Annotated in this window: 26 protein-coding genes; 17 read left to right on the forward strand and 9 right to left on the reverse strand. The window is 63.7% G+C overall.

Annotation, left to right across the window (positions count from 1 at the left end; all coding sequences use genetic code 11):
* Positions 1 to 68 precede the first annotated feature (68 nt).
* From AC07OK_RS26260 to AC07OK_RS26280, 5 genes are all read left to right on the forward strand, one after another.
* Positions 69 to 965, forward strand: a complete 897-nt coding sequence (locus AC07OK_RS26260) for a creatininase family protein (RefSeq protein ID WP_494693016.1) — start codon at positions 69 to 71, stop codon at positions 963 to 965.
* 46 nt (positions 966 to 1,011) lie between these two features.
* A complete protein-coding gene (locus AC07OK_RS26265; protein ID WP_494693017.1) occupies positions 1,012 to 2,319 on the forward strand; it encodes a YncE family protein in 1,308 nt (435 codons plus the stop codon).
* Between the two features lie 392 nt (positions 2,320 to 2,711).
* Positions 2,712 to 2,915 carry a hypothetical protein gene (locus AC07OK_RS26270; RefSeq protein ID WP_494693018.1) on the forward strand — a complete coding sequence of 68 codons (204 nt, stop codon included), beginning with the start codon at positions 2,712 to 2,714 and terminating at the stop codon, positions 2,913 to 2,915.
* Positions 2,902 to 3,204 (forward strand): hypothetical protein, encoded by a 303-nt coding sequence (locus tag AC07OK_RS26275; RefSeq protein WP_494693019.1) that lies wholly within the window; start codon positions 2,902 to 2,904, stop codon positions 3,202 to 3,204. The genes AC07OK_RS26270 and AC07OK_RS26275 overlap by 14 nt, the downstream gene beginning before the upstream one ends.
* A gap of 395 nt (positions 3,205 to 3,599) precedes the next feature.
* Positions 3,600 to 4,262, forward strand: a complete 663-nt coding sequence (locus AC07OK_RS26280; protein WP_494693020.1) for a hypothetical protein — start codon at positions 3,600 to 3,602, stop codon at positions 4,260 to 4,262.
* Positions 4,263 to 4,290: 28 nt separating this feature from the next.
* Here AC07OK_RS26280 and AC07OK_RS26285 read toward each other — a convergent pair whose 3' ends face one another.
* Positions 4,291 to 6,273 (reverse strand): TonB-dependent receptor, encoded by a 1,983-nt coding sequence (locus tag AC07OK_RS26285; RefSeq protein WP_494693021.1) that lies wholly within the window; start codon positions 6,271 to 6,273, stop codon positions 4,291 to 4,293.
* Between the two features lie 225 nt (positions 6,274 to 6,498).
* Between AC07OK_RS26285 and AC07OK_RS26290 the strand changes: the two genes are divergently transcribed.
* Entirely contained in the window at positions 6,499 to 7,227 is a 729-nt protein-coding gene (locus tag AC07OK_RS26290) for a substrate-binding periplasmic protein (protein WP_494693022.1), read from the forward strand.
* Here AC07OK_RS26290 and AC07OK_RS26295 read toward each other — a convergent pair.
* Positions 7,224 to 7,415, reverse strand: coding sequence for a hypothetical protein (locus tag AC07OK_RS26295; RefSeq protein WP_494693023.1), 192 nt, complete (start codon positions 7,413 to 7,415; stop codon positions 7,224 to 7,226). The two genes, AC07OK_RS26290 and AC07OK_RS26295, sit on opposite strands and share 4 nt — an antisense overlap.
* 158 nt (positions 7,416 to 7,573) lie before the next feature.
* On the reverse strand, positions 7,574 to 7,744 hold the full coding sequence (locus AC07OK_RS26300) for a hypothetical protein (RefSeq protein ID WP_494693024.1): 171 nt from the start codon (positions 7,742 to 7,744) through the stop codon (positions 7,574 to 7,576).
* Positions 7,745 to 8,080: 336 nt separating this feature from the next.
* Here AC07OK_RS26300 and AC07OK_RS26305 point away from each other — a divergent pair, with 336 nt between their 5' ends.
* The 4 genes from AC07OK_RS26305 to AC07OK_RS26320 all read left to right on the forward strand — a co-directional run bounded on the left by AC07OK_RS26305 (position 8,081) and on the right by AC07OK_RS26320 (position 10,251).
* Positions 8,081 to 8,353, forward strand: coding sequence for a HigA family addiction module antitoxin (locus AC07OK_RS26305; protein ID WP_494693025.1), 273 nt, complete (start codon positions 8,081 to 8,083; stop codon positions 8,351 to 8,353).
* Between the two features lie 39 nt (positions 8,354 to 8,392).
* Positions 8,393 to 8,821, forward strand: a complete 429-nt coding sequence (locus tag AC07OK_RS26310; protein ID WP_494693026.1) for a GNAT family N-acetyltransferase — start codon at positions 8,393 to 8,395, stop codon at positions 8,819 to 8,821.
* Positions 8,818 to 9,462, forward strand: a complete 645-nt coding sequence (locus AC07OK_RS26315; protein ID WP_494693027.1) for a dihydrofolate reductase family protein — start codon at positions 8,818 to 8,820, stop codon at positions 9,460 to 9,462. The genes AC07OK_RS26310 and AC07OK_RS26315 overlap by 4 nt, the downstream gene beginning before the upstream one ends.
* Before the next feature lie 264 nt (positions 9,463 to 9,726).
* Positions 9,727 to 10,251 (forward strand): GNAT family N-acetyltransferase, encoded by a 525-nt coding sequence (locus tag AC07OK_RS26320; protein WP_494693028.1) that lies wholly within the window; start codon positions 9,727 to 9,729, stop codon positions 10,249 to 10,251.
* A 187-nt stretch (positions 10,252 to 10,438) separates the two neighbouring features.
* Here AC07OK_RS26320 and AC07OK_RS26325 read toward each other — a convergent pair whose 3' ends face one another.
* Together AC07OK_RS26325 and AC07OK_RS26330 are read right to left on the reverse strand one after the other, a co-directional pair.
* Positions 10,439 to 11,971, reverse strand: coding sequence for an acyl--CoA ligase (locus AC07OK_RS26325; protein WP_494693029.1), 1,533 nt, complete (start codon positions 11,969 to 11,971; stop codon positions 10,439 to 10,441).
* A gap of 44 nt (positions 11,972 to 12,015) precedes the next feature.
* Complete coding sequence (locus AC07OK_RS26330; protein ID WP_494693030.1) at positions 12,016 to 13,026, reverse strand: 2-dehydropantoate 2-reductase; 1,011 nt, start codon at positions 13,024 to 13,026, stop codon at positions 12,016 to 12,018.
* 219 nt (positions 13,027 to 13,245) lie between these two features.
* Between AC07OK_RS26330 and oxlT the strand changes: the two genes are divergently transcribed.
* A complete protein-coding gene (gene oxlT, locus AC07OK_RS26335; RefSeq protein WP_494693031.1) occupies positions 13,246 to 14,547 on the forward strand; it encodes an oxalate/formate MFS antiporter in 1,302 nt (433 codons plus the stop codon).
* Between the two features lie 49 nt (positions 14,548 to 14,596).
* On the opposite strand, the gene AC07OK_RS26340 is transcribed toward oxlT, so the two are convergent.
* Both AC07OK_RS26340 and AC07OK_RS26345 read right to left on the reverse strand, forming a co-directional pair.
* Positions 14,597 to 14,743 carry a hypothetical protein gene (locus AC07OK_RS26340; RefSeq protein WP_494693032.1) on the reverse strand — a complete coding sequence of 49 codons (147 nt, stop codon included), beginning with the start codon at positions 14,741 to 14,743 and terminating at the stop codon, positions 14,597 to 14,599.
* A gap of 336 nt (positions 14,744 to 15,079) precedes the next feature.
* A complete protein-coding gene (locus AC07OK_RS26345; protein ID WP_494693033.1) occupies positions 15,080 to 15,268 on the reverse strand; it encodes a TraR/DksA family transcriptional regulator in 189 nt (62 codons plus the stop codon).
* Positions 15,269 to 15,438: 170 nt separating this feature from the next.
* Here AC07OK_RS26345 and AC07OK_RS26350 point away from each other — a divergent pair, with 170 nt between their 5' ends.
* The 5 genes from AC07OK_RS26350 to fnr all read left to right on the forward strand — a co-directional run bounded on the left by AC07OK_RS26350 (position 15,439) and on the right by fnr (position 20,410).
* The gene (locus AC07OK_RS26350; RefSeq protein ID WP_494693034.1) at positions 15,439 to 16,974 is read left to right on the forward strand and encodes a sensor histidine kinase; all 1,536 of its coding nucleotides are present in this window, start codon (positions 15,439 to 15,441) and stop codon (positions 16,972 to 16,974) included.
* On the forward strand, positions 16,971 to 17,384 hold the full coding sequence (locus AC07OK_RS26355) for a response regulator (protein WP_494693035.1): 414 nt from the start codon (positions 16,971 to 16,973) through the stop codon (positions 17,382 to 17,384). Before AC07OK_RS26350 ends, AC07OK_RS26355 begins: the two co-directional genes overlap by 4 nt.
* Positions 17,381 to 18,856: a hybrid sensor histidine kinase/response regulator gene (locus AC07OK_RS26360; protein ID WP_494693036.1), complete on the forward strand. Its 1,476-nt coding sequence runs from the start codon at positions 17,381 to 17,383 to the stop codon at positions 18,854 to 18,856. The genes AC07OK_RS26355 and AC07OK_RS26360 overlap by 4 nt, the downstream gene beginning before the upstream one ends.
* On the forward strand, positions 18,846 to 19,484 hold the full coding sequence (locus AC07OK_RS26365) for a response regulator (protein ID WP_494693037.1): 639 nt from the start codon (positions 18,846 to 18,848) through the stop codon (positions 19,482 to 19,484). The genes AC07OK_RS26360 and AC07OK_RS26365 overlap by 11 nt, the downstream gene beginning before the upstream one ends.
* Before the next feature lie 125 nt (positions 19,485 to 19,609).
* The gene (gene fnr, locus AC07OK_RS26370; protein ID WP_494693038.1) at positions 19,610 to 20,410 is read left to right on the forward strand and encodes a fumarate/nitrate reduction transcriptional regulator Fnr; all 801 of its coding nucleotides are present in this window, start codon (positions 19,610 to 19,612) and stop codon (positions 20,408 to 20,410) included.
* Here fnr and AC07OK_RS26375 read toward each other — a convergent pair.
* On the reverse strand, positions 20,407 to 21,246 hold the full coding sequence (locus AC07OK_RS26375; protein ID WP_494693039.1) for a universal stress protein: 840 nt from the start codon (positions 21,244 to 21,246) through the stop codon (positions 20,407 to 20,409). The genes fnr and AC07OK_RS26375 overlap by 4 nt on opposite strands.
* Positions 21,247 to 21,493: 247 nt before the next feature.
* Here AC07OK_RS26375 and AC07OK_RS26380 point away from each other — a divergent pair, with 247 nt between their 5' ends.
* Positions 21,494 to 22,081: a PEP-CTERM sorting domain-containing protein gene (locus AC07OK_RS26380; protein ID WP_494693040.1), complete on the forward strand. Its 588-nt coding sequence runs from the start codon at positions 21,494 to 21,496 to the stop codon at positions 22,079 to 22,081.
* Positions 22,082 to 22,199: 118 nt separating this feature from the next.
* Here AC07OK_RS26380 and AC07OK_RS26385 read toward each other — a convergent pair whose 3' ends face one another.
* A complete protein-coding gene (locus AC07OK_RS26385; protein ID WP_020706417.1) occupies positions 22,200 to 22,667 on the reverse strand; it encodes an Lrp/AsnC family transcriptional regulator in 468 nt (155 codons plus the stop codon).
* Between the last annotated feature and the right edge of the window lie 116 nt (positions 22,668 to 22,783).

The raw sequence follows: 22,783 nt of genomic DNA on the forward strand, positions 1-22,783 counted from the left end.
CATCTGCCGCTATACTTGGACGGCCGAGGCAGTTCTACATTGCAGAGTGAGGTATTGTGAGGGATAAGTTGGATGATGAAAATACGCGGGGCTGGATGTTGACCGGTGCCGGCCATTGCGCCGGCCTCCTGGTGGCCGCCGCTTCATTGCTGACGCTGCCGGTAATGGCGGCCACTTCCGGCGAACACAGCGAAGGCGTGGCGCGCGCGGGGCAGGGCGGCGCCAGCGTCATGTTGGAAGAGCTCACCAGCACGGAATTGCGCAGTCGCATAGAACACGGCGCGACCACGATCCTGATCCCCATCGGCGGCGTGGAGCAGAGCGGTCCCTACATCGCGCTCGGCAAACACAATGTCCGCGCCGGGATCATCGCGGCCATGATTGCCCAGAAACTCGGCAATACGATGGTCGCGCCGGTGGTGTCCTATGTGCCGGAAGGCGCGGTCACTCCACCGGCCGGCCACATGCGATTCAGCGGCACCATTTCGATCCCGCCGGCAGCCTTCGAGGCCCTGCTTGAGGGGGCTGCGGCAAGTTTTCGTCAGCACGGCTTTCGCGACATCATCTTCATCGGTGACCATGGAGGCTATCAGCAAAACGAGGTAAGCGTGGCGCAAAAGCTGAACCGCGCCTGGGGCAAAAGCGATCCCGCCCGCGCCTTTGCGCTACTCGATTACTACGATGTCACCCAGACCGCGTATATTGACGATCTGAAGAAGCAAGGCTACAGCAGTGCTGAAATCGGCTTGCACGCGGGGCTGAGCGACGCCTCGTTGACGCTTGCCACCGCGCCGTCGATGGTACGCGTCGATGCGATGGCTCACGGTCCCAAGCCCGGGGTGGCTGATGGCGTGCGCGGTGACGCCACGCGCGCCAGCGCTGAACTGGGGCGGCTGGGCGTGCAACGCCAAGTCGAGGCATCGGTCAGCGCGATCAAAACCATCCTTCAAGAACGCCATCACTAAGCGAAGCGCCACTCAGGCGCCGCATCGACTATAGAGACTGCACCTTATGAAAACCAGCAAGCCTACCAACAACCCAGCACACACCGGGCGCCGCGCTCGACGCCTGGCCATCGCCGGCCTGGGCATACTCACCGTGGCGGGCGCGGGCCTGTACGGCCAGCACGCCGGCGCCAAGGCGGAGGCCGCGGCCAGTGCGCCGGCCCCGATGGCCGCCTATTCCCCCTTGCCCGGCATGCCGCCGCTGAGCGATCCCAGGAACGTCTACGGCGACACCGGGCCTGGCCGCATGAGCGCGGTCGTCAAGGACCACCTGGCGCGCGTCTATGTGCCCAACCTGCGCTCGAACGATGTGTATGTCATCGATCCGGAGACGCTCAAGGTGGTCGACCAGTTCAAGGTGGGCATCGGCCCGCAGCACGTGGTACCCGCTCACGACCTGCGGACGCTCTGGGTGGCGAACAACGCCGAGCGTACCAACCGGGGCAGCCTGACGCCGGTGGATCCGCTCAGCGGCAAGCCGGGAGCGTCGGTGCCGGTGGATGACCCGTACAATATGTACTTCACGCCGGACGGCAAATCCGCCATCGTGGTCGCCGAGGCGCTGCATCGCCTCGACTTCCGCGATCCCAAGACCATGGCGCTGCAGTATTCGATCGAGACGCCGTCCTGCGGCGGCATCAACCACGCCGATTTTTCCAATGACGGCCGCTACGCCGTGTTCACCTGCGAATTCGACGGCACCATCGCCAAGATCGACCTGGAAGGCCGCAAGGTGAGCGGCTACCTGAAGCTCAAGATGCCTTCCGCGCGGTATTCCGAGAAGACGTCCGCAGGGGCGCTTGAGGCTGAGATCTGCACCAGCACCAAAGGCATGCCGCAAGACATACGCATCTCGCCCGATGGTAGCAAGTTCTATATCGCCGACATGGAAGCCGATGGCCTGCATGTTGTCGACGGCGCGGCGTTCAAGGAGATCGGCTTCATTCCGACCGGCGTAGGCACGCACGGAATCTACCCTAGCCGGGATGGCAAGCGCCTGTATGTGGCGAACCGCGGCACCCACCGTATCCACGGCAAGCGCAAGGGCAAGGGCAGCGTGAGCGTCGTTGATTTCGCCACCGACAAGGTGCTCGCCAATTGGTCCGTCCCTGGCGGCGGCAGTCCCGATATGGGCAACGTCAGTGCCGACGGCAAATATCTCTGGCTGTCCGGTCGTTTCGACGACGTGGTGTACCGTTTCGACACCGCTAGCGGCGACGTGCGGCAGGTCAAGGTCGGCCAGGAGCCGCATGGCCTGACCGTATGGCCGCAACCTGGCCGGTACTCGTTGGGCCACACCGGCAACTTGCGCTAGGCGGCCTGTCCTGTGGCTCAAGCGCGACGGCGTGCAAGACCGGTTGGTGATAATTTGGGAGATTTTCAGTTGCTATCATGCCTATAATCAACTGGCGAAACGGCACGCCCTTGCCGCACCGAAAAAACAATGATTCCAGCGCTTGGCGTAATGATTGCGGCCTACATCATCACCCGCATGTTAGAGATGATATCGAAGGAGGAGACAAAGACTGTTGTTAAAGTTTTTTCGTGCCTCACGATTCTGATAACGCTTGTTTCGATAGTCGACATCTTGAACGCTGGTTCACGCATACCGCATCTTTGAAACGCCAGCGTATTGTGAGGGGAACCCGCGCACAACCCGATGCGCGGGCAGATTCAATTAGTTATGTTTTAACAATACGGTAGATCATGAACAGCAACGAGAAGAAAATTGTGATCGAGCTTACAAAGGCGATAGCAACATTGGGGGATGCAGTGCAGCAGCTTACTGAAAAGCTCCCACCGGGGAGTGAGCGCGATCCCGTTGTGGAAAAAGTTCGTGAGACAATGAGTTTCCTCGACGGGGCAATTAAGATTATGCAAAAGGAATGGCAGACCGATGGAGAAAATTGATTTCTCGCTGCTCGACAGGCTTGGAAGGCAGGTTGACAAGGGCGGCGAACCGCCTGATGATGGTGGCATGGAAAAACGTGTCGAAAAATTGGAGGCTGACCTTACCGCGATGAAGATCGATCTCGCGGTGATCAAGTCCAACTATGCGACCAACGCCGATATTGCCAAGCTGGGCGTCGCGATGCAAAGTGAGATCAACTCGCAAACGTGGAAATTGGTCACATTCGTTTGCGGGTTCGGCACTGCCCTGGTTGGAGCAACCTATCTGGTTGCAAAATACGTCCACTGACGGCCGTGAGGCTGATGAGGCCCGCCATGCGGGCTTTTTTTACGTCTACACCAAACGATGTGCGGGCCAGCTTGGTGCTGCAGTCACCCCACAGTTTGTGGCCCGTCACAAATGGTCGCCCGAGTACGTCCGCCGCCGGGCGGAGTCTTCCTCAAAGTGCGAGAAGACTTCAACTCGGGGATTTTCCCTAGTTTTTCAAAGCAGGAAATCCGCCATTGGTCGCCGGGGAAATTTCCGTCCGATGTCTGGCAAAGGCGAAGGCCGGCAAGTCGATCGAATAAGTTGTTGACTCTCAGCGATAGTGGCGCGGGTTCGGCGATGTTGACTTGGTGGTGGCGATACACCGGCTCAGATCGCAAAGCATGTGAGGAATTTATTTTTTGGTAAGGTATCCTATGAATCGTCTTTTGCAATGGATTGGTGTAGTAGCGGTGGCGTTTATCGTGCTTGTCGCAGGATTTATTGCAATATTCTGGATTTGGAAGCTCCCGATATGGAGCAGCTTGAACTCGGGGTGGGCACAAGCCATCAGCGCAGGTATCGGGATAGCAATCGCTATTTGGGTTCCGTACAAGCAGCGCGTCGATGCCATATCAGGCGAAGAGACACGCCGCCAAGATGATGCTCGCAGGATCAGGCTAGCACTCAAGGATGAACTCGTCGCGCTGCAGAAAAAATTCTCCATGGGGAATGTGAACCATCTTCTTTCTTTGGGAGAGAACGACATTTTTGACAGATTACTTCCTATAAAAGCAACACGCTTTCCTATCTATGCTTCAGTGATAGACCGCCTCACTCTTATTGATGATGATGCACTTCGCTCGGATATCATTGCGGCTTATGAGTGGGCTGACGCGATGCCGGCCGCCGCTGAGTTGAACAATGGATTACTTCTCGAGTTGCGTGACCTGCAAGCCGAATTGCACTACCGCGATGATGATTTTCAGCGTCAGCGGTTCGATTTTCAGCTGCAACGACTGCGGGAAACCCGTGCCGGTCTGCAACTCATTTGCCACACAGCGATTGAGCTGGTCAATACTTTGGTGCCTAAGCTCTGAGGCTGGAGCTAATATCCGGCCGATCCGCCTACCAATCCCTGCGGACCCGCAGCATGGCGAATGGCTGGGTGCGGGTGACGTTGTGCTCGACGAAGTCGACGGCTCCGGCCAAGCGGTCGCCGGCATAGTGGGTGCGGTCATTGGTGACGACGCGCCCGGCGAGGTTGTTCAATTCCAGCGTCACCATCAGGTTGGCCGCCGGCCGGTAGTTGACGAACGCGCGGGCCCAGCCCGTGCCATTGCTGGTGTCGTGCTCGGCAACCTGCCAGCTGTCGTTGCTCCAGCCATTGTCGAGCGACATGCCCCAGGCCGTCCTCTGGCGTGGCAAGTCCTGCGAAAACTCTATCCTCCAGGCCAGCGGCTGCTCGCCGGACAGCGCGCGTGTCTCCAGTGTGGTGGGGTCGGTGACGGACGAGGAGCGCCTGGTCATCGACAACTTGAGCAGCCCCTGCGGCAGCGACCAGCTGTCGGTCGGCAGCGTGAGCAGGCCGGTGACGTTGCCGGCGCTGGCGTCGCCGATATTGCCGGCGGCGTCGTAGCTGGCGTTCGCTGTACGGATCTGCATGCGGTCGACCAGGTCGCTGATGCGCGATTGCGTATAGCTCAACACGGCGGAACCCCGTTCCCAGAAGCGGTATTCGAGCGCGCCTTCGCACAGCCAGGTCTTGGCCGGAACCAGATCGGGCAAGTCGGCCCGCAGCGTCTTGTCGGCGATGCCGAAATAGCCTGCGGCATCGCCGAAGTTCAACTGGCTGACCTCGCGCTCCATGCGCAAGCGCAGCAGCAACGACGAGGTCGGCGACAACGACAGCCGCAACCTCGGCTTGGGATAGATGTAGGCCCTGGCCTCCGGCTGGTCGGCGCCGATGCGCAAGCTGGAGTGCTCGATCTTCAGGCCGGCCTCGGCACTGAGCGAGCTGTCGACCTGCCATGCCGAAGACAGCTGGCCTTCAACGCGCGATTCCTGGACCCAGGCGCTGCCGGACGGCGACACCGCGGCATTGGCGTTGGCCTGGTAGGTGTTGCTGTTGTCATTGGTGTTGATGGTCCGCTCAACACCGCCGCGTAGTGTGACGCCGTCCAGCGCCCGCCAACTCAGCTGTCCCGCCAGGACTTGTTCGTTGGCCGAGGAATTGGCGACCGAATACGATGGGCTGCCGCCCGCCGCAAACGTCGACTCGGCGCTCAGCTCGGACGTCCGATGCGTCGCCTTAAGATCCATGCTGGCGCCATGCGCCAGCTCGCGCGTGTAGCCCCATCCCTGTTCCAGCGTGCGTCCGGCATTGTCGTTGCTGCCCAGCGAGCGCGTCCCGGCGTCGTACTGGGCTTGCGAGTGGTAGGTCCAGGGATTGACCGTGGCGTTCCAGCTCAGTTGGCCGTCCAGCAGATCCTGGCCATAGTTCAGCTTCATCGTCTTGTTTTCGGCGATGCCGGCGCCCACGATGGTCACCTCGGCGGCCGGGGCGGCGCTGGCGTACAGCGTGGTCCTGCGTCCCTGTCCTTGCGACATATCCGGCGACCGCGACCTGGTCAGCGTGACGTTGATGCGCTTGTCCCCGTGTGTCAGGCTGTAGTTGCCATCGAGCGAGGGCTGGTGGATGCCGTCCGCCGTCAGGTAACTCGAGGCGCTGAGGGTGGCCGTAGCCAGGTCCATCTGCTTGAGCAGGAGGTTGGCCACGGTCGGGTAGCCCTGCATGTCGATGCCGCCCGCGCCGCCATGGATCACGTCGATGTGCTCAACGGCGGCCAGTGGGATACGGCCCAGCACTTCGCCGAGCGGATCGGTTTTGGAAGCAGGGCGCTTTCCGTTGATGAGCACGTTGCCGGCCACACCACGCGACGCATTCCCGGCATCGAAGACAAAACCGGGCAGGCGGGCCACCATGTCCATCGCTGTGCTGGCCTGAAACTGCGTGAAGTAGTCCGCCTGGTACGACTGCGCCGCGGCCACCGGGGCGGCCAGCGCGGTGGCCAGCAGGGCAGCGTGATGGAGGAATGTGTTTTGTCGCATTTCAACATTGTGCAATGAACACCATCAATTCGCAATTGCGAAATTCACCAAATCGCCATCGAGATCGGCGGGCGCCGCACGATCAAAATGTGGCATTTGCGGAACAGCCCCCGCATATCGCTACTGAATCACGGGGCGGACGTTGATAATGTGTGTTTTCGGCACATATCGCCATCGGCAGACGGGTTCTCAATGCATGGATGTAAATTTCTGATCGGCGTCTTATTGTCCACCGTAGCCATGCAGCGGGCGCTCGCCGCGCCGCCGGTCCGGTTTCTCATGCTGGAGAACCGCACCATGCCGTTTGGCCTGGTGGAGCAGGGGGCGAACGGGCGCTTGATATTGGCCGGCGGCATCACCAAGGATTGGCAGGACGCCCTGGCCAAGGAACTCGGCAGGACACCCGCCTACGTGCTGTTGCCCCGCAAGCGCCAGGATATGGCGGTGGTCCAGAAATTGGCGGATTTGCGCTGCTTTGTCAGTCCGGATTGGCTCACCAGCGAACAGGTGGCGCAGTACGACTGGCCGGCGCCGTTTTTCGATGTCGAGGAGCGCCTGGTCGGTCCGGTCAACGGCAGGCCACTGGACAGCATGGATGAGCTATCCGGCGCCCGTGTCGGGACCGTGCTCGGCTATAGCTACCGCAGCCTGGAGCCGCTGTTTGCCGATGGCCGCGCCAAGCGGGACGATGCGAACAACGAGACGTCCCTGTTGCTCAAGCAAGTGGCCGGCCGCACCGATTTCATGGTCATGCGCAGCCTGGACTTCGAGTATCAACAGAAGACCAATCCGGCGCTGAAAAAACTGCGCCTCACTGCGGTCGTGGTCAGCCGGTTTGCCATGTATTGCGCCCGTCCAAAGTACAGCAGCGTGACGCTGCGCGACCTGAGCAACGCGCAAGCGCGCTTGCTCAATGCGGGCGTGCTGGACAGGATTTTGGCGCGCTATCGCTAGCGTATGCAGACGGCGGGCCGCTGCCGGCGCGTTTCGGGGTAGGCCAGCACGCGGCGTATCGCCTCGAGCGGCACGTGGTAGGTCTGCATATACGTCCAGGCGATGGCCGACCCCTTCGAGTTGGCCAGCCAGATGCCGTGCTCCACGACCGAGCTGATCACATTGTTTGTACGTTGGTCTCCATTCATGCTTAACTCCCCAGACAAAACCGGAACGTTATTACAAAATCAAAAATCATGGCGCCACGTTGAAGCTCATCCCTAGTCCGGACGCGGCGTATCGGCGGCCACGTTGCGCGGGCGGGCCGCGCCGAACAGCGCCTCGACCATCGGGTCGCGCCGTATCGTCAGCTTGTCGGCGCGCGCGCCGCGTTGATGCCGCCGGTGTTGACCAGGATGGTCCAGTTCTCCGCAAAGCTGCGCTCCGGCGGAATGTTGTGGCGCTGGCCCCTGCGCCCGTGGCGTTCGACCCGCTGCGCCTGGTGATCGGCCAGACGGCACAGCGCGGTGCGGATCACCCGTTCCTGGCGCGGCCGGCTTGCAACAGTGCGGTCTCGATCTTGGCCAGCGTGAAGGCTTGCTCGCTGCCGTCGCGCTTGATGATCCGGGTGTGAATTAATCCTTGCATGCTTGCTCCTTGATCTCATATCTAGTTGGTTTGCATAGGTTGGGCACTAGATATGGTGTCGTCAACGAAGGTCGGCACGGTTTTGCAATTCCTTGATATGGCTTGTCTTTCCGCCTGCGTCAGCGCATTTGTATCGTGTGCCGATACTCGATACATCCGTATCCGTTCATTTGATGTAACCTATGTAATCCGGTCTCGATTGCCATGGAAATTGCGGAGGTTTTACATGACCAGGATGCATAACCCGCCCCATCCGGGCGAGGTGGTGAGAGAGTACTTGGGGGAGCTGACCATCACGGACGTCGCTGCGCGTCTGGGTGTGGGGCGCGTGACGTTACAACGGATAGTGAGCGGGGCGGCGGGCATTTCGCCGGACATGGCATATCGGCTCGGCGCGGCCTTCGGCACGAGTCCAGAGCTGTGGGCGGGCATGCAGCTGCAATATGACTTGCATCAGGCAGGCAAGGTCAAACGGCCGAGGATCGAACGCATTGCGTAGTCGTACCTGCTGAGCGAGAAAACTAATGAGAATAATGAGATGACCTTTACTTTTTCTACAGAGACACCAGACGCTACGGCGTTTAAAGCGCTTTATGACACTACGGGTTGGGGGCCGCTCGAACGGAGCGACGAATTTTATGGAGCGTCATTGCGGGCATCGTGGGCTTCATTTGCCGCGTATGACGCTGACCAATTGGTTGGCTTCGCACGCGTCATTTCGGATGGCAAGCTCCATGCCTTCATTACGGAGATGATTGTTCATCCTGACTATCAGCGTCGTGGTCTTGGCGAGGAATTGATTAATGCATTGGTTGCGCGGTGTCGGGCTGCGGGGATTAATGACATCCAACTGTTCTGTGCCAAGGGCAAAGCCGATTTTTATGTACATTGTGGATTCGCCAGACGGCCAGACGACGCGCCAGGCATGCAGCATCGGAACGATGATTTGAATGGAGAATCAAAATGACACGAGTTCGAGTTGAAAGCTTCACGATTTCTATCGACGGCTATGGGGCGGGGCCGAATCAGGATCTCAACGAACCGCTCGGCGTGGGTGGCAAGGAGCTACACCAGTGGTTCATTCCAACCCGCACGTTCCAGCAGGCCCACGGTGCGGGCGATGGCACGACCGGAGTCGACGACGATTTTGCGGCGCGGGGATTTAAAAACGTCGGCGCGTGGATTCTCGGGCGGAACATGTTCGGGCCGGTACGTGGGCCTTGGCCCGACTTGAACTGGAACGGCTGGTGGGGCGATAACCCGCCGTACCACGTCCCGGTTTTTGTCTTGACCCATCATGCGCGGCCATCGATCCAGATGGAAGGCGGCACGATATTCCACTTCGTCACGGGCGGCATCCACGAAGCGCTTTCCCGGGCCCGCGAAGCCGCGAACGGCCTGGACGTGCGCATTGGCGGCGGAGCCGACGTGATCAGGCAGTATCTTGAAGAGGGGCTTATCGACGAGCTGCATATCGCGATCTCGCCGATTCTGCTGGGCAGTGGCGAGCGCTTGTTCGAAGGGGCGGACCTGCGGGCGCTGGGGTATGAATGCGTCGAGTTCGTGGGAACTGAAAAGGCAACGCATGTTGTGATCCGGCGCACCTGAGGGCCCGGGTGGGGCACGCCTGCGCGGTCCTTGTGGCGAACCTCCTATTTTCCTTCCTATTTTCTTCGGCTTTTCCCAATTTGGATCGGCAAATCCGGAAATAGCCTGATGCTTGAAAAAATCGGGGAAAATCGAAGAGAAAATCGGGGTTTTGCCACAAGGAGCGCGGCGGCGCACCCCCACGTGCATACTCGTTAGGCTAGCTGAGGAGAACTGACCCTGAAGCGTGCTTCTGAAGCGCGCTTGATCTGCTCCCGAAGGTCAGTGGCGCGCGCCATCCAGCAGCCGTGGTTCATCGACTTACAATTTTCTCGGACCCCATCAATGATTAATCATGAAGAATTATCCGCGCGCCGCGCCAGAATCGGGGACTTGCCTCGATTGTTGGAACTATTGGCCGATGACACCTTAGGGAAAAATCGAGAAGCCATGGGCAGTAGCGAAGCCTGTTATGTTCTGGCTTTCAACGCAATCGATAGCGATATCAATCAGTGCTTGTTGGTCGGCGAGCTGGCGGGAAGGGTCATCGCGATGTTGCAATTAACATTCATACCCGGACTTAGCCGTCGTGGCGCGCTACGAGCCAATATCGAAGCCGTGCGCGTTGATGGTGGCTTGCGCGGGCAGGGAATCGGTAATTGGCTTATGCAGCAAGCCATCCTGCTGGCTGGTGAACGCAATTGTGGCTTGGTTCAGCTGACCAGCGATAAAACCAGGGCGGAGGCGCATCGTTTTTACACCCGCCTCGGCTTTGTTGGAAGTCACGAGGGGTTTAAGCTCAAGCCATAGTTTCAAGACGTTTGGTCCCGCGTCTCATGTCGATCTTTAGACGCCTTCCGGCCCCGCCGCAAACCCCGCCTACTTGATCAACGCAGCCACCCGCTTGACGAACACCGGATCGACGGCGACAGCCAGACGCGCGCTGGCGGCCACGTCGAACGCGCCTGGCCAAGCGCCGCGTGGACGGCAAGCCGGGCTAGCCCGCCAGGCCGAGCTTCTGCGCCAGGCCGATGCGCTGCAGCTTGCCGGTCGCGCCCTTGGGGATCTCGTCCAGGAACAGTATCTTGCGCGGCACCTTGAAGTCCGCCAGGCGGATCGCGACGAAGGCGCGCAAGGCCTGCTCGCTGACCTCCTGGCCGGGATGCAGCACCACGGCCGCGCCGACGTCCTCGCCCAGCTTGTCGTGCGGGATGCCGAAGGTGACCACCTGCTGCACCGCCGGATGGTCCATCAGGATTTCGTCGACCTCGCGCGGCGAAATCTTCTCGCCGCCGCGGCTGATGATTTCCTTCAGGCGGCCGGTGATGCGCAGATAGCCTTGCTGGTCCAGCACGCCCTGGTCGCCGGTGCGGAACCAGCGGCCCACATAGGCTTCCGCGTTGGCCTTGGGGTTGTTCTCGTAGCCGGCGGTGACGTTGCCGCCCTGGATGACGATCTCGCCGGTGGCGCCGGCCGGCAGCAGCTGGCCCTGCTGGTCCATGATGGCCACCTGCGGGCCCGCCGCCAGGCCCACCGAGCCCGGCACGCGCAAGGCCGGCGGCAGCGGATTGCTGGCCATCTGGTGCGCCGCCTCCGTCATGCCGTAGGCTTCGATCAGCGGCGCGCCGAACACCGCCTCGAGCTCGGCGATCACCTGTGGCGGCATGGAGGCCGACGACGAGCGCAGGAAACGCAGCGGATGGGCGGCGATGATGGCCTGGTTGTGCGCCGCGCGCGCGACGATGGTCTGGTGCATGGTCGGCACGGCCGTGTACCAGGTCGGCCGCGCCTCCTGCATCCACCCAAAGAATTTCAGCGCATTGAAGCCGGGCGAGCAGAACACGGTGCCGCCGGCGGCCAGCGGCGCCAGCAGGCCGGCGATCAGGCCGTGGATGTGGAACAGCGGCATGATGTTCAGGCCGATGTCGCCCGGCGTCAACTGCAGCGTGGCGCCGACGTTGCCGGCCGAGGCGCAGATGTTGGCCTGGGTGAGCGGCACGATTTTCGGCCGCGAGGTGGTGCCCGAGGTGTGCAGGATCAGGGCCAGGTCGTCGGCGGCGGGCGCGCTGGCCGGCGCCGGCGCGCAGGCGGCCACTGCGCCGGCAGTCGCGCGCAGGCTGAAGGCGCCGGCGCCGGCGTCGGCCGGCAGCAGTTCCAGCACCGGAATGCCGAGCTTGGCGGCCACCGCCAGCGCCGCCGACTCGCTGCCGTGTTCGACGATCAGCGCCTTCGCTTGCAGGTCGCCCAGATAAAACTCGAACTCGTCGGCGCGATAGGCGGGATTGAGCGGCGCCGCGCAGGCGGCGGCGGCCACGCTGATGAAGGCGGTCGCCATCTCCGGGCCGTTCGGCAACACGATCGCCACGCGGTCCTGGCGGCCGATGCCGAGCTGGTTGAGCGTGGCCACGGCCTGCGCCACCTGCTGGCGCAGGGCGCGGTAGCTGAGCGGCCTGGCGCCCGGCGCATGGATGGCGGTGGCGTCGTCGGCGCCCACCAGCAGCAGGTCGGCGAGGGTGGTCAAGATAGGCATGGGGGATTCCTGGGTCGGGTTGCGGGGAAAGGGGGGCAAGTGGTTTAAGCGCCGGCGGCGCGGATGCGCAGGCTGCCCTGCTGCGCCTGGACGGTGCGCGCCAGCAGCGAGGCCAGCGCATGCACGGCGCTGATGGTGGGGGCGGGCGTGCCGGTCAGGCGCGCCATGTCGAGCACGCTGCCGACCAGGGCCGCCAGCTCCAGCGGCCGGCCCGCCTCCAGGTCTTGCAACATCGAGGTCTTGTGCTGGCCCACCGCCGCCGCGCCGTCGATGCGCTGTTCCAGCGTGACCTTGAAGTTCACGCCCAGTTGCTCGCCTATGCTTTGCGCCTCGCGCATCATGGCGGCCGCCAGCGCGCGGCTGGGGGCGTAGGCGCAGATGTCGGCCAGGGTCGCGTGGCTGAGCGCGCTGATCGGGTTGAAGCTCAGGTTGCCCCACAGCTTGATCCACAGCTCGGAGCGGATGTCGGCGCTGATCGGCGTCTTGAAACCGGCCGCGCGCATGGCGTCGGCCAGGGCGCGGATGCGCGCGGTGGCGACGCCGTCCAGTTCGCCCAGCGAAAAGCGGTTGCCCTCGAGGTGGCGGATCACGCCCGGTTCCACCATGTCGCAGGCGGGGTAGACGATGCAGCCGATGATGCGCTCGATCGGCAGCGCGGCCGACACCACGCCGCCGGGATCGACCGCCTCGACCCGCTGGCCCTCGTGCGCGCCGCCGTGTTTGTGGAAATACCACCACGGTACGCCGTTCTGGGCGGTGACGATCACGGTGTCCGGCCCCAGCAGCAGTGCGATCTCGGCCGCGACGGCCGGCAGCTGGTGCGCCTTCATGGCCAGGATCACCACGTCCTGCGGGCCCAGCTCGGCGATGCGGTCGCTGGCCCGCACCCTGGCGCACAGTTCGCTACCATCCTGCAGCCGCAGCCGCATGCCGTGGGCGCGCACCGCGCCCAGATTGGCGCCGCGCACCACCACGCTCACTTCATGGCCGCTGTGCGCCAGCTTGACGGCCAACAGGCCGCCGATGGCGCCGGCTCCCACCACGCATATCTTCATCGTTTTCTTTCTGCATCCCGGATTGATCGTCGGCGCCGCCGCGGCGGCGCGTGTGGGATTCTAACGTGTCATGTGGTTTTTTCACAATTTATTGCAATTTGCACACATTGCATTTAAGATATTGTAAAAAATACCATCCGGAAAGTCACACGCCGGTTCACTCACCGCCGCCGCGCCACGAGCCGGCGGCGACCCCAGGCCCCACAAGGATATCGACACATGACTACTTTGACTGCGGTGCGCAACGGCGCGCCACCGGCGCCACGACGCTGGCTACAACTGATCCTGGGCATCGTCTGCATGGCGATGATCGCCAACCTGCAATACGGCTGGACCCTGTTCGTGCTGCCGCTGGACCAGAAATACCACTGGGGCAAGGCCGCGATCCAGGTCGCGTTCACCATCTTCGTCGTCACCGAAACCTGGCTGGTGCCGGTGGAGGGCTATCTGGTCGACCGTTTCGGACCGCGCATCGTGGTCATGGCCGGCGGCGTGCTGGTGGCGCTGGGCTGGGTGATGAACTCGCTCGCCGACAGCCTGCCGCTGCTGTACGCGGCCGCCGCCGTGGGCGGCGTGGGCGCCGGCGCGGTCTACGGCACCTGCGTGGGCAACGCGCTGAAATGGTTCCCGGACCGGCGCGGCCTGGCCGCCGGCCTGACGGCGGCCGGCTTCGGCATGGGCTCGGCGCTGACCATCATTCCGATCTCGGCCGTGATCAAGGCCAGCGGTTATGAATCGGCCTTCCTGTACTTCGGCCTGGGCCAGGGGCTGGTGGTGTTCGCCGTCGCCTTCCTGCTCAAGGCGCCGCAGGTGGCGCCGCTGCGCGCGGCCGCCAAGGTGGTGCAGAGCACGGTCCAGATGCGCTGGACCGAGATGATCAAGACCCCGGTGTTCTGGGTCATGTACCTGATGTTCGTGCTGATGGCGGTGGGCGGCCTGGTGGCCACGGCGCAGCTGGCGCCGATCGCCAAGGACTTCAAGATCGCCGAACTGCCGGTGTCCATCCTGGGCCTGACCTTGCCGGCGCTGACCTTCGCCCTGTCGCTGGACCGCATCTTCAACGGCCTGACGCGGCCGTTCTTTGGCTGGGTGTCCGACCATATCGGCCGCGAACACACCATGTTCATCGCCTTCGGCCTGGAGGCGGGCGGCATTCTGCTGTTGAGCAAATTCGGCAGCGATCCGCTCTGGTTCGTGGTCCTGACCGGCCTGGTGTTCTTCGGCTGGGGCGAGATCTACAGCCTGTTCCCCTCGACCTGCGGCGACACCTACGGCAGCCGCTACGCCACCACCAACGCCGGCCTGCTGTACACGGCCAAGGGCACGGCCGCCTTGCTGGTGCCGTTCAGCAGCCTGATCACGGCGGCCACCGGCAGCTGGCACACGGTGTTCTATGTCGCCGCCGGCATGAACGCGCTGGCGGCCGTGATGGCGCTGCTGGTGCTCAAGCCGCTGCGCGCGCGCATGAGCAATTTGCAGCCGCCGCAGGCCGAGGCGCGGGTGGCGCAGGCGCACGTCTGACGGCGGGCCAGGGAAAGGCGCCGCGTTCCTCGTCCAGCCGGGCTGATCGTCAGCGCGGCACGCACAGGGCCACGGCATCCGCGCGCCACACCGCTTGCGCCACGTCGTCCGCTTCGGTAACGACGGGCGACTGCGCCCAGCCGGCAAACACCTGTTGCGCCAGCGCGGCGTAGGCCTCGGGGATGGCCCCTTGCATGCGCGTTTGCGCATTCTGGCTGCTGCCGTCTCGCAGTGGACGGCCAGCCGGCCATGCTGTTGGAGCAGGGCGGCTACGGTTCGGCCAGCGCCTTCAGCGTGGGGTTCACGCGCCATTCCGGCGAAACCGTTGGCGCCCGTTTGCGTATAAACGGTATAGCTGATTTTTACCGAGGCGCCGGTCGACCGCCGGCGACGCCCATGACCGATACCACGCATCCCACCAAAGAATCCGTCCGCGCCTATATGGCGCGCCGAACCCGCGCGTCGCTGGAGCCGCCGCCACCGCTGGAGGAGATCCGCCGCCAGCTGGGTTGGTATCTGCTGCCTCGGGACGTCAACCGTGCGTGCCGCGGTGGGGACGCTGCTCGTGCGCTTCCTGGCACGGCAGGCATCGCTGGGCAGTGGGCTGGACCCGCAGACGCTGCGGCGTGATCGGCGCGCCGCAGCTGAGGCAGCGGCCGTAGCTGCCGTCGGCCAGGCGCGCGGCTAGCCGTTCCAGTTCGGAGGGAAAAGACGGATTCATGGAGCCACTGTACGGCCATGCCCCGGCGCCGTCTGTAGGGGGCGTTGATCCAGATCAAAATGCCCAAGAATACTTGTGGGGGGCGCCGGCCGCGATGGGCCGGATTGCCGATCTGGCATTTTTTTTGTGTTCCGGGCCATTCAATCGTATGATTTGGGTCTGGATGCCGGATGGGCATCGTTTTACAGGGCGCGCTGTTGAAAAATCTCGGGATTGAGGGCTTGAGCCTGGAATGGTTGCTGGCGTCGGCCACCGACGCCATGCTGATCGTCGACCAGGCCGGCAACATCGTGCTGGCCAATCCGGCGCTGGAGCGCATGTTCGGCTACGGCCCCGGCGACATGCTGGCGCTGGCGCTGGAGGCGCTGGTGCCGGCCCGCTTCCACGCCGACCACGGCGGCCATCGGGCCGACTATTTCGAGCAGCCGCGCGCGCGCGCGATGGGCGCGGGCGCCGAGCTGTTCGGGCGCCACCGCGACGGCCACGAGTTCGGCGTCGAGGTCAGCTTGTCACCGCTGCGCACCTCGCACGGCTTGCCGTTGGTGCTGGCCACGGTGCGCGACGTCACCGAGCGCAAGCTGGCCCAGCAGGCGTTGCAGGAAAGCGAGGCGCGCATGCGCGCCATCTTCGAGACCGCCGTCGACGCCATCATCACCATCGACGAGCAGGGCGTGCTGGAGCGGCTCAACCCGGCCGCAGAACGGCTGTTCGGCTACGCCGAGGCGGACGTGGCGGGCCGCAACGTCTCGATGCTGATGCCGCAGCCGCACCGCAAGCTGCACGACGGCTACCTGGCGCACTACCGCGACACCGGCGAGAAGCGCATCATCGGCAAGGGCCGCGAGGTGGAAGGCTTGCGCAAGGACGGCAGCGTGTTCCCGATGGAGCTGTCGGTGGTGGAGATGCAGCTGGGCGCGCGCCGCATGTTCACCGGCATGGTGCGCGACATTTCCGAACGCAAGCGGGCCGAGCAGCACAACCGCCGCCTGATGCAGGAGATCAGCAGTGCCAACGAGGAGCTGACCAACTTCGCCTATGTGGTGTCGCACGACCTCAAGGCGCCCTTGCGCGGCATCGGTTCGCTGGCCGACTGGCTGGCCACCGACTACGCCGAGCAGTTCAACGACGAGGGCAAGGAACACATGCGGCTGTTGATCAACCGCGTGCACCGCATGAGCGGCCTGATCGATGGTATCCTGCAGTACTCGCGGGTGGGCCGGGTGCGCGAGGCGCAGTCGGCGGTCGACCTGAACCAGCTGCTGGTGGACGTGGTGGACCTGCTGGCGCCGCCGCCGCAGTTCCGCATCGCGGTGGTGCCGGCCTTGCCGACGGTGCAGATCGAACCGACCCGCATCCAGCAAGTGTTCCACAACCTGATCTCCAACGCCATCAAGTATATGGACAAGCCGGATGGCGTGATCGAGATCGGCTGCGAGGACGACGGCAGCCACTGGCGCTTCAGCGTGCGCGACAACGGCCCCGGCATCGAGACCCGCCACTTCGAGCGCATCTTCCAGCTGTTCCAGACGCTGGCCTCGCGCGACCGGGTCGAGAGCACCGGCGTCGGCCTGGCGCTGGCCAAGAAAATCGTGGAAATGTACCAGGGGCGCATCTGGCTGGAATCGCAGATGGGGCAGGGCTGCACCTTCTGGTTCACGCTGCCCAAGTCCGCCGCCCACTTATCCAGAACAGGAAACCCTGCATGAAAGTCAGTAACAAACCCATCCTGCTGGTCGAGGACGACCACGTCGACATCATGACCATCAAGCGCGCGCTGAAGGAAATCCATGTCGGCAACGCGGTGGTCAGCATGGAGCACGGCGAGGCGGGCCTGGACTACCTGCGCGATCCGGCGCAGGAGCGGCCCTGCATCATCCTGCTGGACTTGAACATGCCGGTCATGAACGGCATCGAGTTCCTGCAGCAGATCAAGGTCGATGCCTCGCTGCGCCGCATTCCGGTGGTGGTGCTGACCACCTCCGAGGAACAGCAGGACAAGGTGCGCAGCTTCGACCTGGGCGTGGCCGGCTACATGGCCAAGCCGGTCGACTACCGCCGCTTCGTCGAGATGATGCGCTCGATCGACCTGTACTGGACCATCAGCGAGATGCCGTGAGTACCCCGCTGCGCGTGTTGATCGTGGAGGACGACGCGGTCGACCGCATGGCTTGTCGGCGCGCGTTCGCCGCCGCCGATACCGCGTTCGAATTGCTGGAGGCCGATAGCGGCGAGCTGGGCCTGGAACTGGCCCGCAGCGAGCGCCCCGACTGCATCCTGCTCGACTACCATCTGCCCGACCTGACCGGGCTGGAATTCCTGGCCCACCTGAACGAGGACGGCGCGGCGCAAGGCATTCCGGTGATGATGCTGACCGGCGCCGACAGCGCCGCCGTGGCGGCCGAGGCCATGCGGCGCGGCGCGCGCGACTACCTGGTCAAGGACGTCGACGGCTACTACCTGGAATTCCTGCCGGGCGCGATCCACCGCATGCTGCGCGAACAGCAGCTGCGCGACGACAAGCGCCAGGTCGAGGCCCAGTTCCGCACCCTGGTCGAGCAGATGCAGGCGATCAGCTACATCGCCGAGCTGGGCGGCAGCGGCGCGCTGCGCTACATCAGTCCGCAGATCGGCCTGCTGGGCTACAGCCCGGCCGAATGGCTGGCCGACCCGGCGCTGCACGGCCGCCTGATGGACCCGGCGCAGCGCGAACCCACGCTGGCGGCGCTGCAACAGAGCCGCCGCGACGGCAGCCCGCTGCACCTGGACTACCGGCTGCACGCGCGCGATGGCCGCGCGGTGTGGCTGCGCGACCAGGCCGAACTGGTGCGCGACGAGCAGGGCCAGCCGCTGTTCATGCAGGGCATCCTGATCGACATCACCCAGACCAAGCTGGGCGAGCAGGCCTTGCTGGCGTCGCAGCAGGCGTTGCGCAGCCTGTCGGCGCACCAGGAGCAGATCAAGGAAAACGAGCGCCAGCGCATCGCCCAGGAAATCCACGACGAGCTGGGCGGGCTGCTGACCGGCATCAAGGCGTATATCGCGGTCAGCATCGAGCGCGCGGCCGCCGCCGCCGCGCCGGCCGAACCCCTGCTGGCCGAGGCGGCCGGGCTGGCCCAGGACGCGATCGACACGGTGCGGCGCGTGATCACCGACCTGCGGCCCAGCGTGCTCGACCAGCTGGGCGTATGGGCCGCGCTGGAGTGGTACGCCGAACAGGTCGAGCGCCGTTCGGGCCTGCATTGCCAGTGCACGGTGGCGGCCGCCGCCGCCGTGCTGGAACTCGACGCCGGGCGCAGCACGATGCTGTTCCGCATCGCCCAGGAAGCGCTGACCAATGTGGTGCGGCACGCCGGCGCCCGCAACGCCGCGCTGCAGGTCGACTACGCCGACGGCGTGCTGGAGCTGCGTATCAGCGACGACGGCCTGGGCATCGAGGCCGAGCGCCTGCTCAACCGCGAAAGCTGGGGCATCCTCGGCATGCATGAACGCTGCCGTCATTTCGACGGCGAACTGAAAATAACCGGCCGGCCCGGCCAGGGCACGACCCTGCTGCTGCGCCTGCCATTGGACGATCAACATGAGTACTAATCCCATCCGCGTCTTGCTGGTCGACGACCATGCGATCGCGCGCAACGGCGTGCGTTTGATGCTGAGCTCGGCCGACGACATCCGCGTCGACGGCGAGGCCTGCAACGCCCAGGAGGCGCTGCAACTGGCGCTGGCCCAGGAGTTCGACGTGGCGCTGCTCGACATCACCATGCCCGGCAAGAACGGCCTGGAGCTGCTCAAGCAACTGCGCAGCGAGCGGCCCAAGCTGGCCGTGCTGATGCTGAGCACCTATTCGGAAGACATCTACGCGGTGCGCGCGCTCAAGCTGGGCGCGGCCGGCTACCTGATCAAGGACGCCCCGACCAGCACCCTGGTGGCGGCGGTGCGCAAGGCCGCCTCGGGCGGCAAGCACGTCAGCCCGGCCCTGTTGGAGAAGCTGGCCAGCCTGATCGGCGGCGGCGGCAACGCCGGCCACGACGCCCTGTCCAACCGCGAACTGGAGGTGCTCAAGCTGATCGCGGCCGGCGAATCGCTGGTGCGCATCGGCGAAATGCTGCACCTGAGCCCCAACACGGTGACCACCTACCGTTCCCGCATTCTGGAAAAAATGGGACTCGATAGCAATGCGGAACTGACCCGCTACGCCCTGGAGCACGGGCTGATCTAGGTTTTGTAGGGCTTCCCCTACAGCTTTTTGTCGGGCGGCCCCTACACGACAGGGCCGCGAAGCCCGATGCCCAGCGCGCCTGCCATCGTCGATACTGATCCCATACTGAATCAGGGAGCATCGACATGACCACGAATATACGACTAGCCGCATCCAACGATACAGCCGGTGCGGGCCAAGGCAAATGCGGGACGTGCGGCTTCAAGAACCTGTGCCTGCCGCAGGGCCTGAACGACAGCGAGATCGGCCGGCTCGACAAGATCATCGGCCGCCGCCGCCGGGTCGAGCGCGACGAAAACCTGTGCCGCATGGAGCAGCCTTTCCACAGCCTGTACGCGGTGCGCTTCGGCCACTTCAAGACCTCGCGCGTCAACCACGGCGGCCAGCAGCAGATCACCGGCTTCCAGATGGCGGGCGAACTGCTGGGCATGGACGCCATCGGCAGCGGCCAGCACGCTTGCGGCGTGGTGGCGCTGGAAGACAGCGAGGTGTGCGAGATTCCCTTCTCCCGCCTGCAGGAGCTGTTTGCCGAAGTGCCGCAGCTGCTGCGCCACTTCCACCGCATCATGAGCCAGGAAATCATGCGCGAGCAAAACGCCATGCTGTTCCTCGGCAATATGCGCGCCGAACAGCGCTTCGCCACCTTCCTGCTGAACCTGTCGACCCGCTATGCGGCGCGCGGCTATTCGCCTTCCAGCTTCCAGTTGCGCATGTCGCGCGAAGACATCGGCGACTACCTGGGCCTGACCATCGAAAGCATCAGCCGCCTGCTGTCGCGCTTCCGCGCCGGCGGCTGGATCGCGGTCGACAAGCGCGAACTGCGCATCCTCGACCACGCCAAGATGGAGGAACTGGCCACCGGCATCGCGCCGGCCGCCGCCGCCCCGGCCCGCGCCCCGATCTTCATGCAAGCCGCCCACGCCTAGTGCGCCATCAGGACCGGCAGCGTCATCCCGCGCAGGACGCTGCCGGTGGCGCCGCCCAGCATCCATTCGCGCAGGCGCCAGTGGCCGTAACCGCCCATCACCAGTAGGTCGGCGCCTACCTCGGACGCCATCGCCATCAGCGCCGCGCCCGCCTGGCGTCCGCCGTCCAGCTTGGCCAGGGTGACGTTGACGCCGTGCCGTGCCAGATAGCGGGCCAACTCGGCGCCCGGCAGGTCGGCCTGGCGTCCGTGGCCGTCCGGTGACGGGCTGGCCACCAGCGTGACGCGGGCCGCGCGCCGCAACGCCGGCAGCGCGGCGCTCAAGGCGCGGATGGCCGCCACGCTGCCGTCCCAGCCCACTAGCACCTGTTGCCCGACGTGGTCGAACTGGCCGTGGTGGGGAACGATGAGCAGCGCGCGGGCGCTCTGGAACAGGACATCCTGCGGCAGGCGGTTCAGCAATTCGTCCGGCAGGCCCTGCGGGTCGCCCTGGCCCAGCACCAGCAGGTCGGCATACGGGCTTTGCAGTATCAGGCCGTCGTCCACCGCGTCTTCCAGCAGACGGGCCTCGAAGGAATGCAGGCCCATGCGGCTGGCGCAGTCGGCAAACTGGGTCAGCGCATGGTCGGCGCGGGAGCGTAGCAGGCGCAGGTCGAAAGGGAAGGGGGCGCCCAGCGGCGCGATCGAACCATCCGGCAAGGCATGGCGCGACAGGCCGGTCATGGCGGCGCCGATCAGGTGGGCATCATGCGCCAGCGCCAACTGGGCCGCCAGCCGGATGCGTTGCGCTGCTTGCGGCGAGCCGTCGGCATGCACGAGTATTGTTCTGTAGGACATGCTACCTCCGCGATGGTTGCTGCTGCATAGACAAGCATCGTAGAGAGATCAAGGTGCAATTTGATTGATCCAGATCAAACGCGGACTAGTCTTGTTTGATGCCGGCGCGCGCATCGGCACAGTGATGGGCAAGCGGTTTTTGTTGCGAGTGTTGTTACAAATTCGACATCGTGTTACTGTTCAGCTGCCAAGTTTTTAAAAGGCAATTAAATTCAATTCCATCTAACCATTTCTGAACGGAGTCTTCATGACTGTCAAATCTGCATTGAAGGGTGGCATGTTGGTCGCGCTGCTGGGCGTGGCGCTGCAAGCACAAGCCGCTACGATCCTGATGAATTTTGATGGCGTCACCCCCGGCGCCGAAGTGGACCAGTTCTACAACGGCGGCACCGATGGCGCTGGCGCGGTGGGGGTGAATTACGGTGTGGTCTACCACGATTTGGTGGTGATCGACGGCCCATTCGGCCAGACTTCGCAGCCCAACCTGGCTTATAACGGTGAGTCGCTGGCAGTGGGCGACGTGGCGGCCGGGTTCCGCAGCCTGGCCTTCACGTCCGGGGCGTTCTCGACGGCGTATATGGATGTCTATGCGGGCCTGGGCGGAACCGGAGCCTTGCTCGGCTCGGTACGGCTGGGTAACAACCCATACGCTTTCTCCCCTACTTCGGTGAGCTTTAGCGGCGTCGCGCAATCCTTCGTCCTGCGCGGCAGTGCCGGCCAGGCCGGCATAGACGACGTGCAGATCACCACCGTGCCCGAACCGGAAACCTACGGCATGCTGTTGGCCGGGCTGGGCCTGGTTGGAGTGGTTGCGCGCCGCAAGCAGCGTGGCTGAATAGTCATTGCACGATACTACCGGTGACATAAGGCCTCGTTCGCGGGGTCTTTTTTTCGGTCGCCAGACCGCCGGGACGCCAGGACCAAATTCGCGTATGCCTCCGGTGGCGGCGTTGCTACAAGGGCAGGGCCGTCTCGTACTTCACTTCGCGCAGCGCCACGCTGGTGTTGACTTGCGATACGCCGTTCAGCTTGACCAGTACATTGTGTAAAAAGTCGTGGTAGGCGTCCATGTCGGCCACGATCACCTTGACCATGTAGTCCGAACTGCCCGTGGTCTCGTAGCATTCCACCACCTCCGGCCGCAGGCGCATCGCCGCCTCGAACTGCTCGACCACCCCTTCCGCATGGCGCAGCAGCGAAATGTGCAGCAGGCACACCACCGACAACCCCAGTTTGCGCCGGTCCACCAGCGCGGTGTAGCGGACGATGTAGCCGTTGTCCTCCAGCTCCTTCTGGCGGCGCCAGCACGGGCTGGCCGACATGCCGATCTTCTCCGCCAGCTCGTTGGACGAGATCCTGCCGTTTTTCTGCAATTCGGCGAGGATTTTCACCGAGGCGGGATCGATAGACAAGTTTTTCATTATTTTGCTCGTTTTGGGAAAGATTTTCGCCATTTTAGCGCTTTGGGGCGACGAGATAGAAATAATTTTTCGCCTGGGGGGACATATCCTTTCTCATCAAAAAATTATAAACGAGA

The organism is Duganella sp. GW821-FHT07G03 (assembly GCF_059418605.1).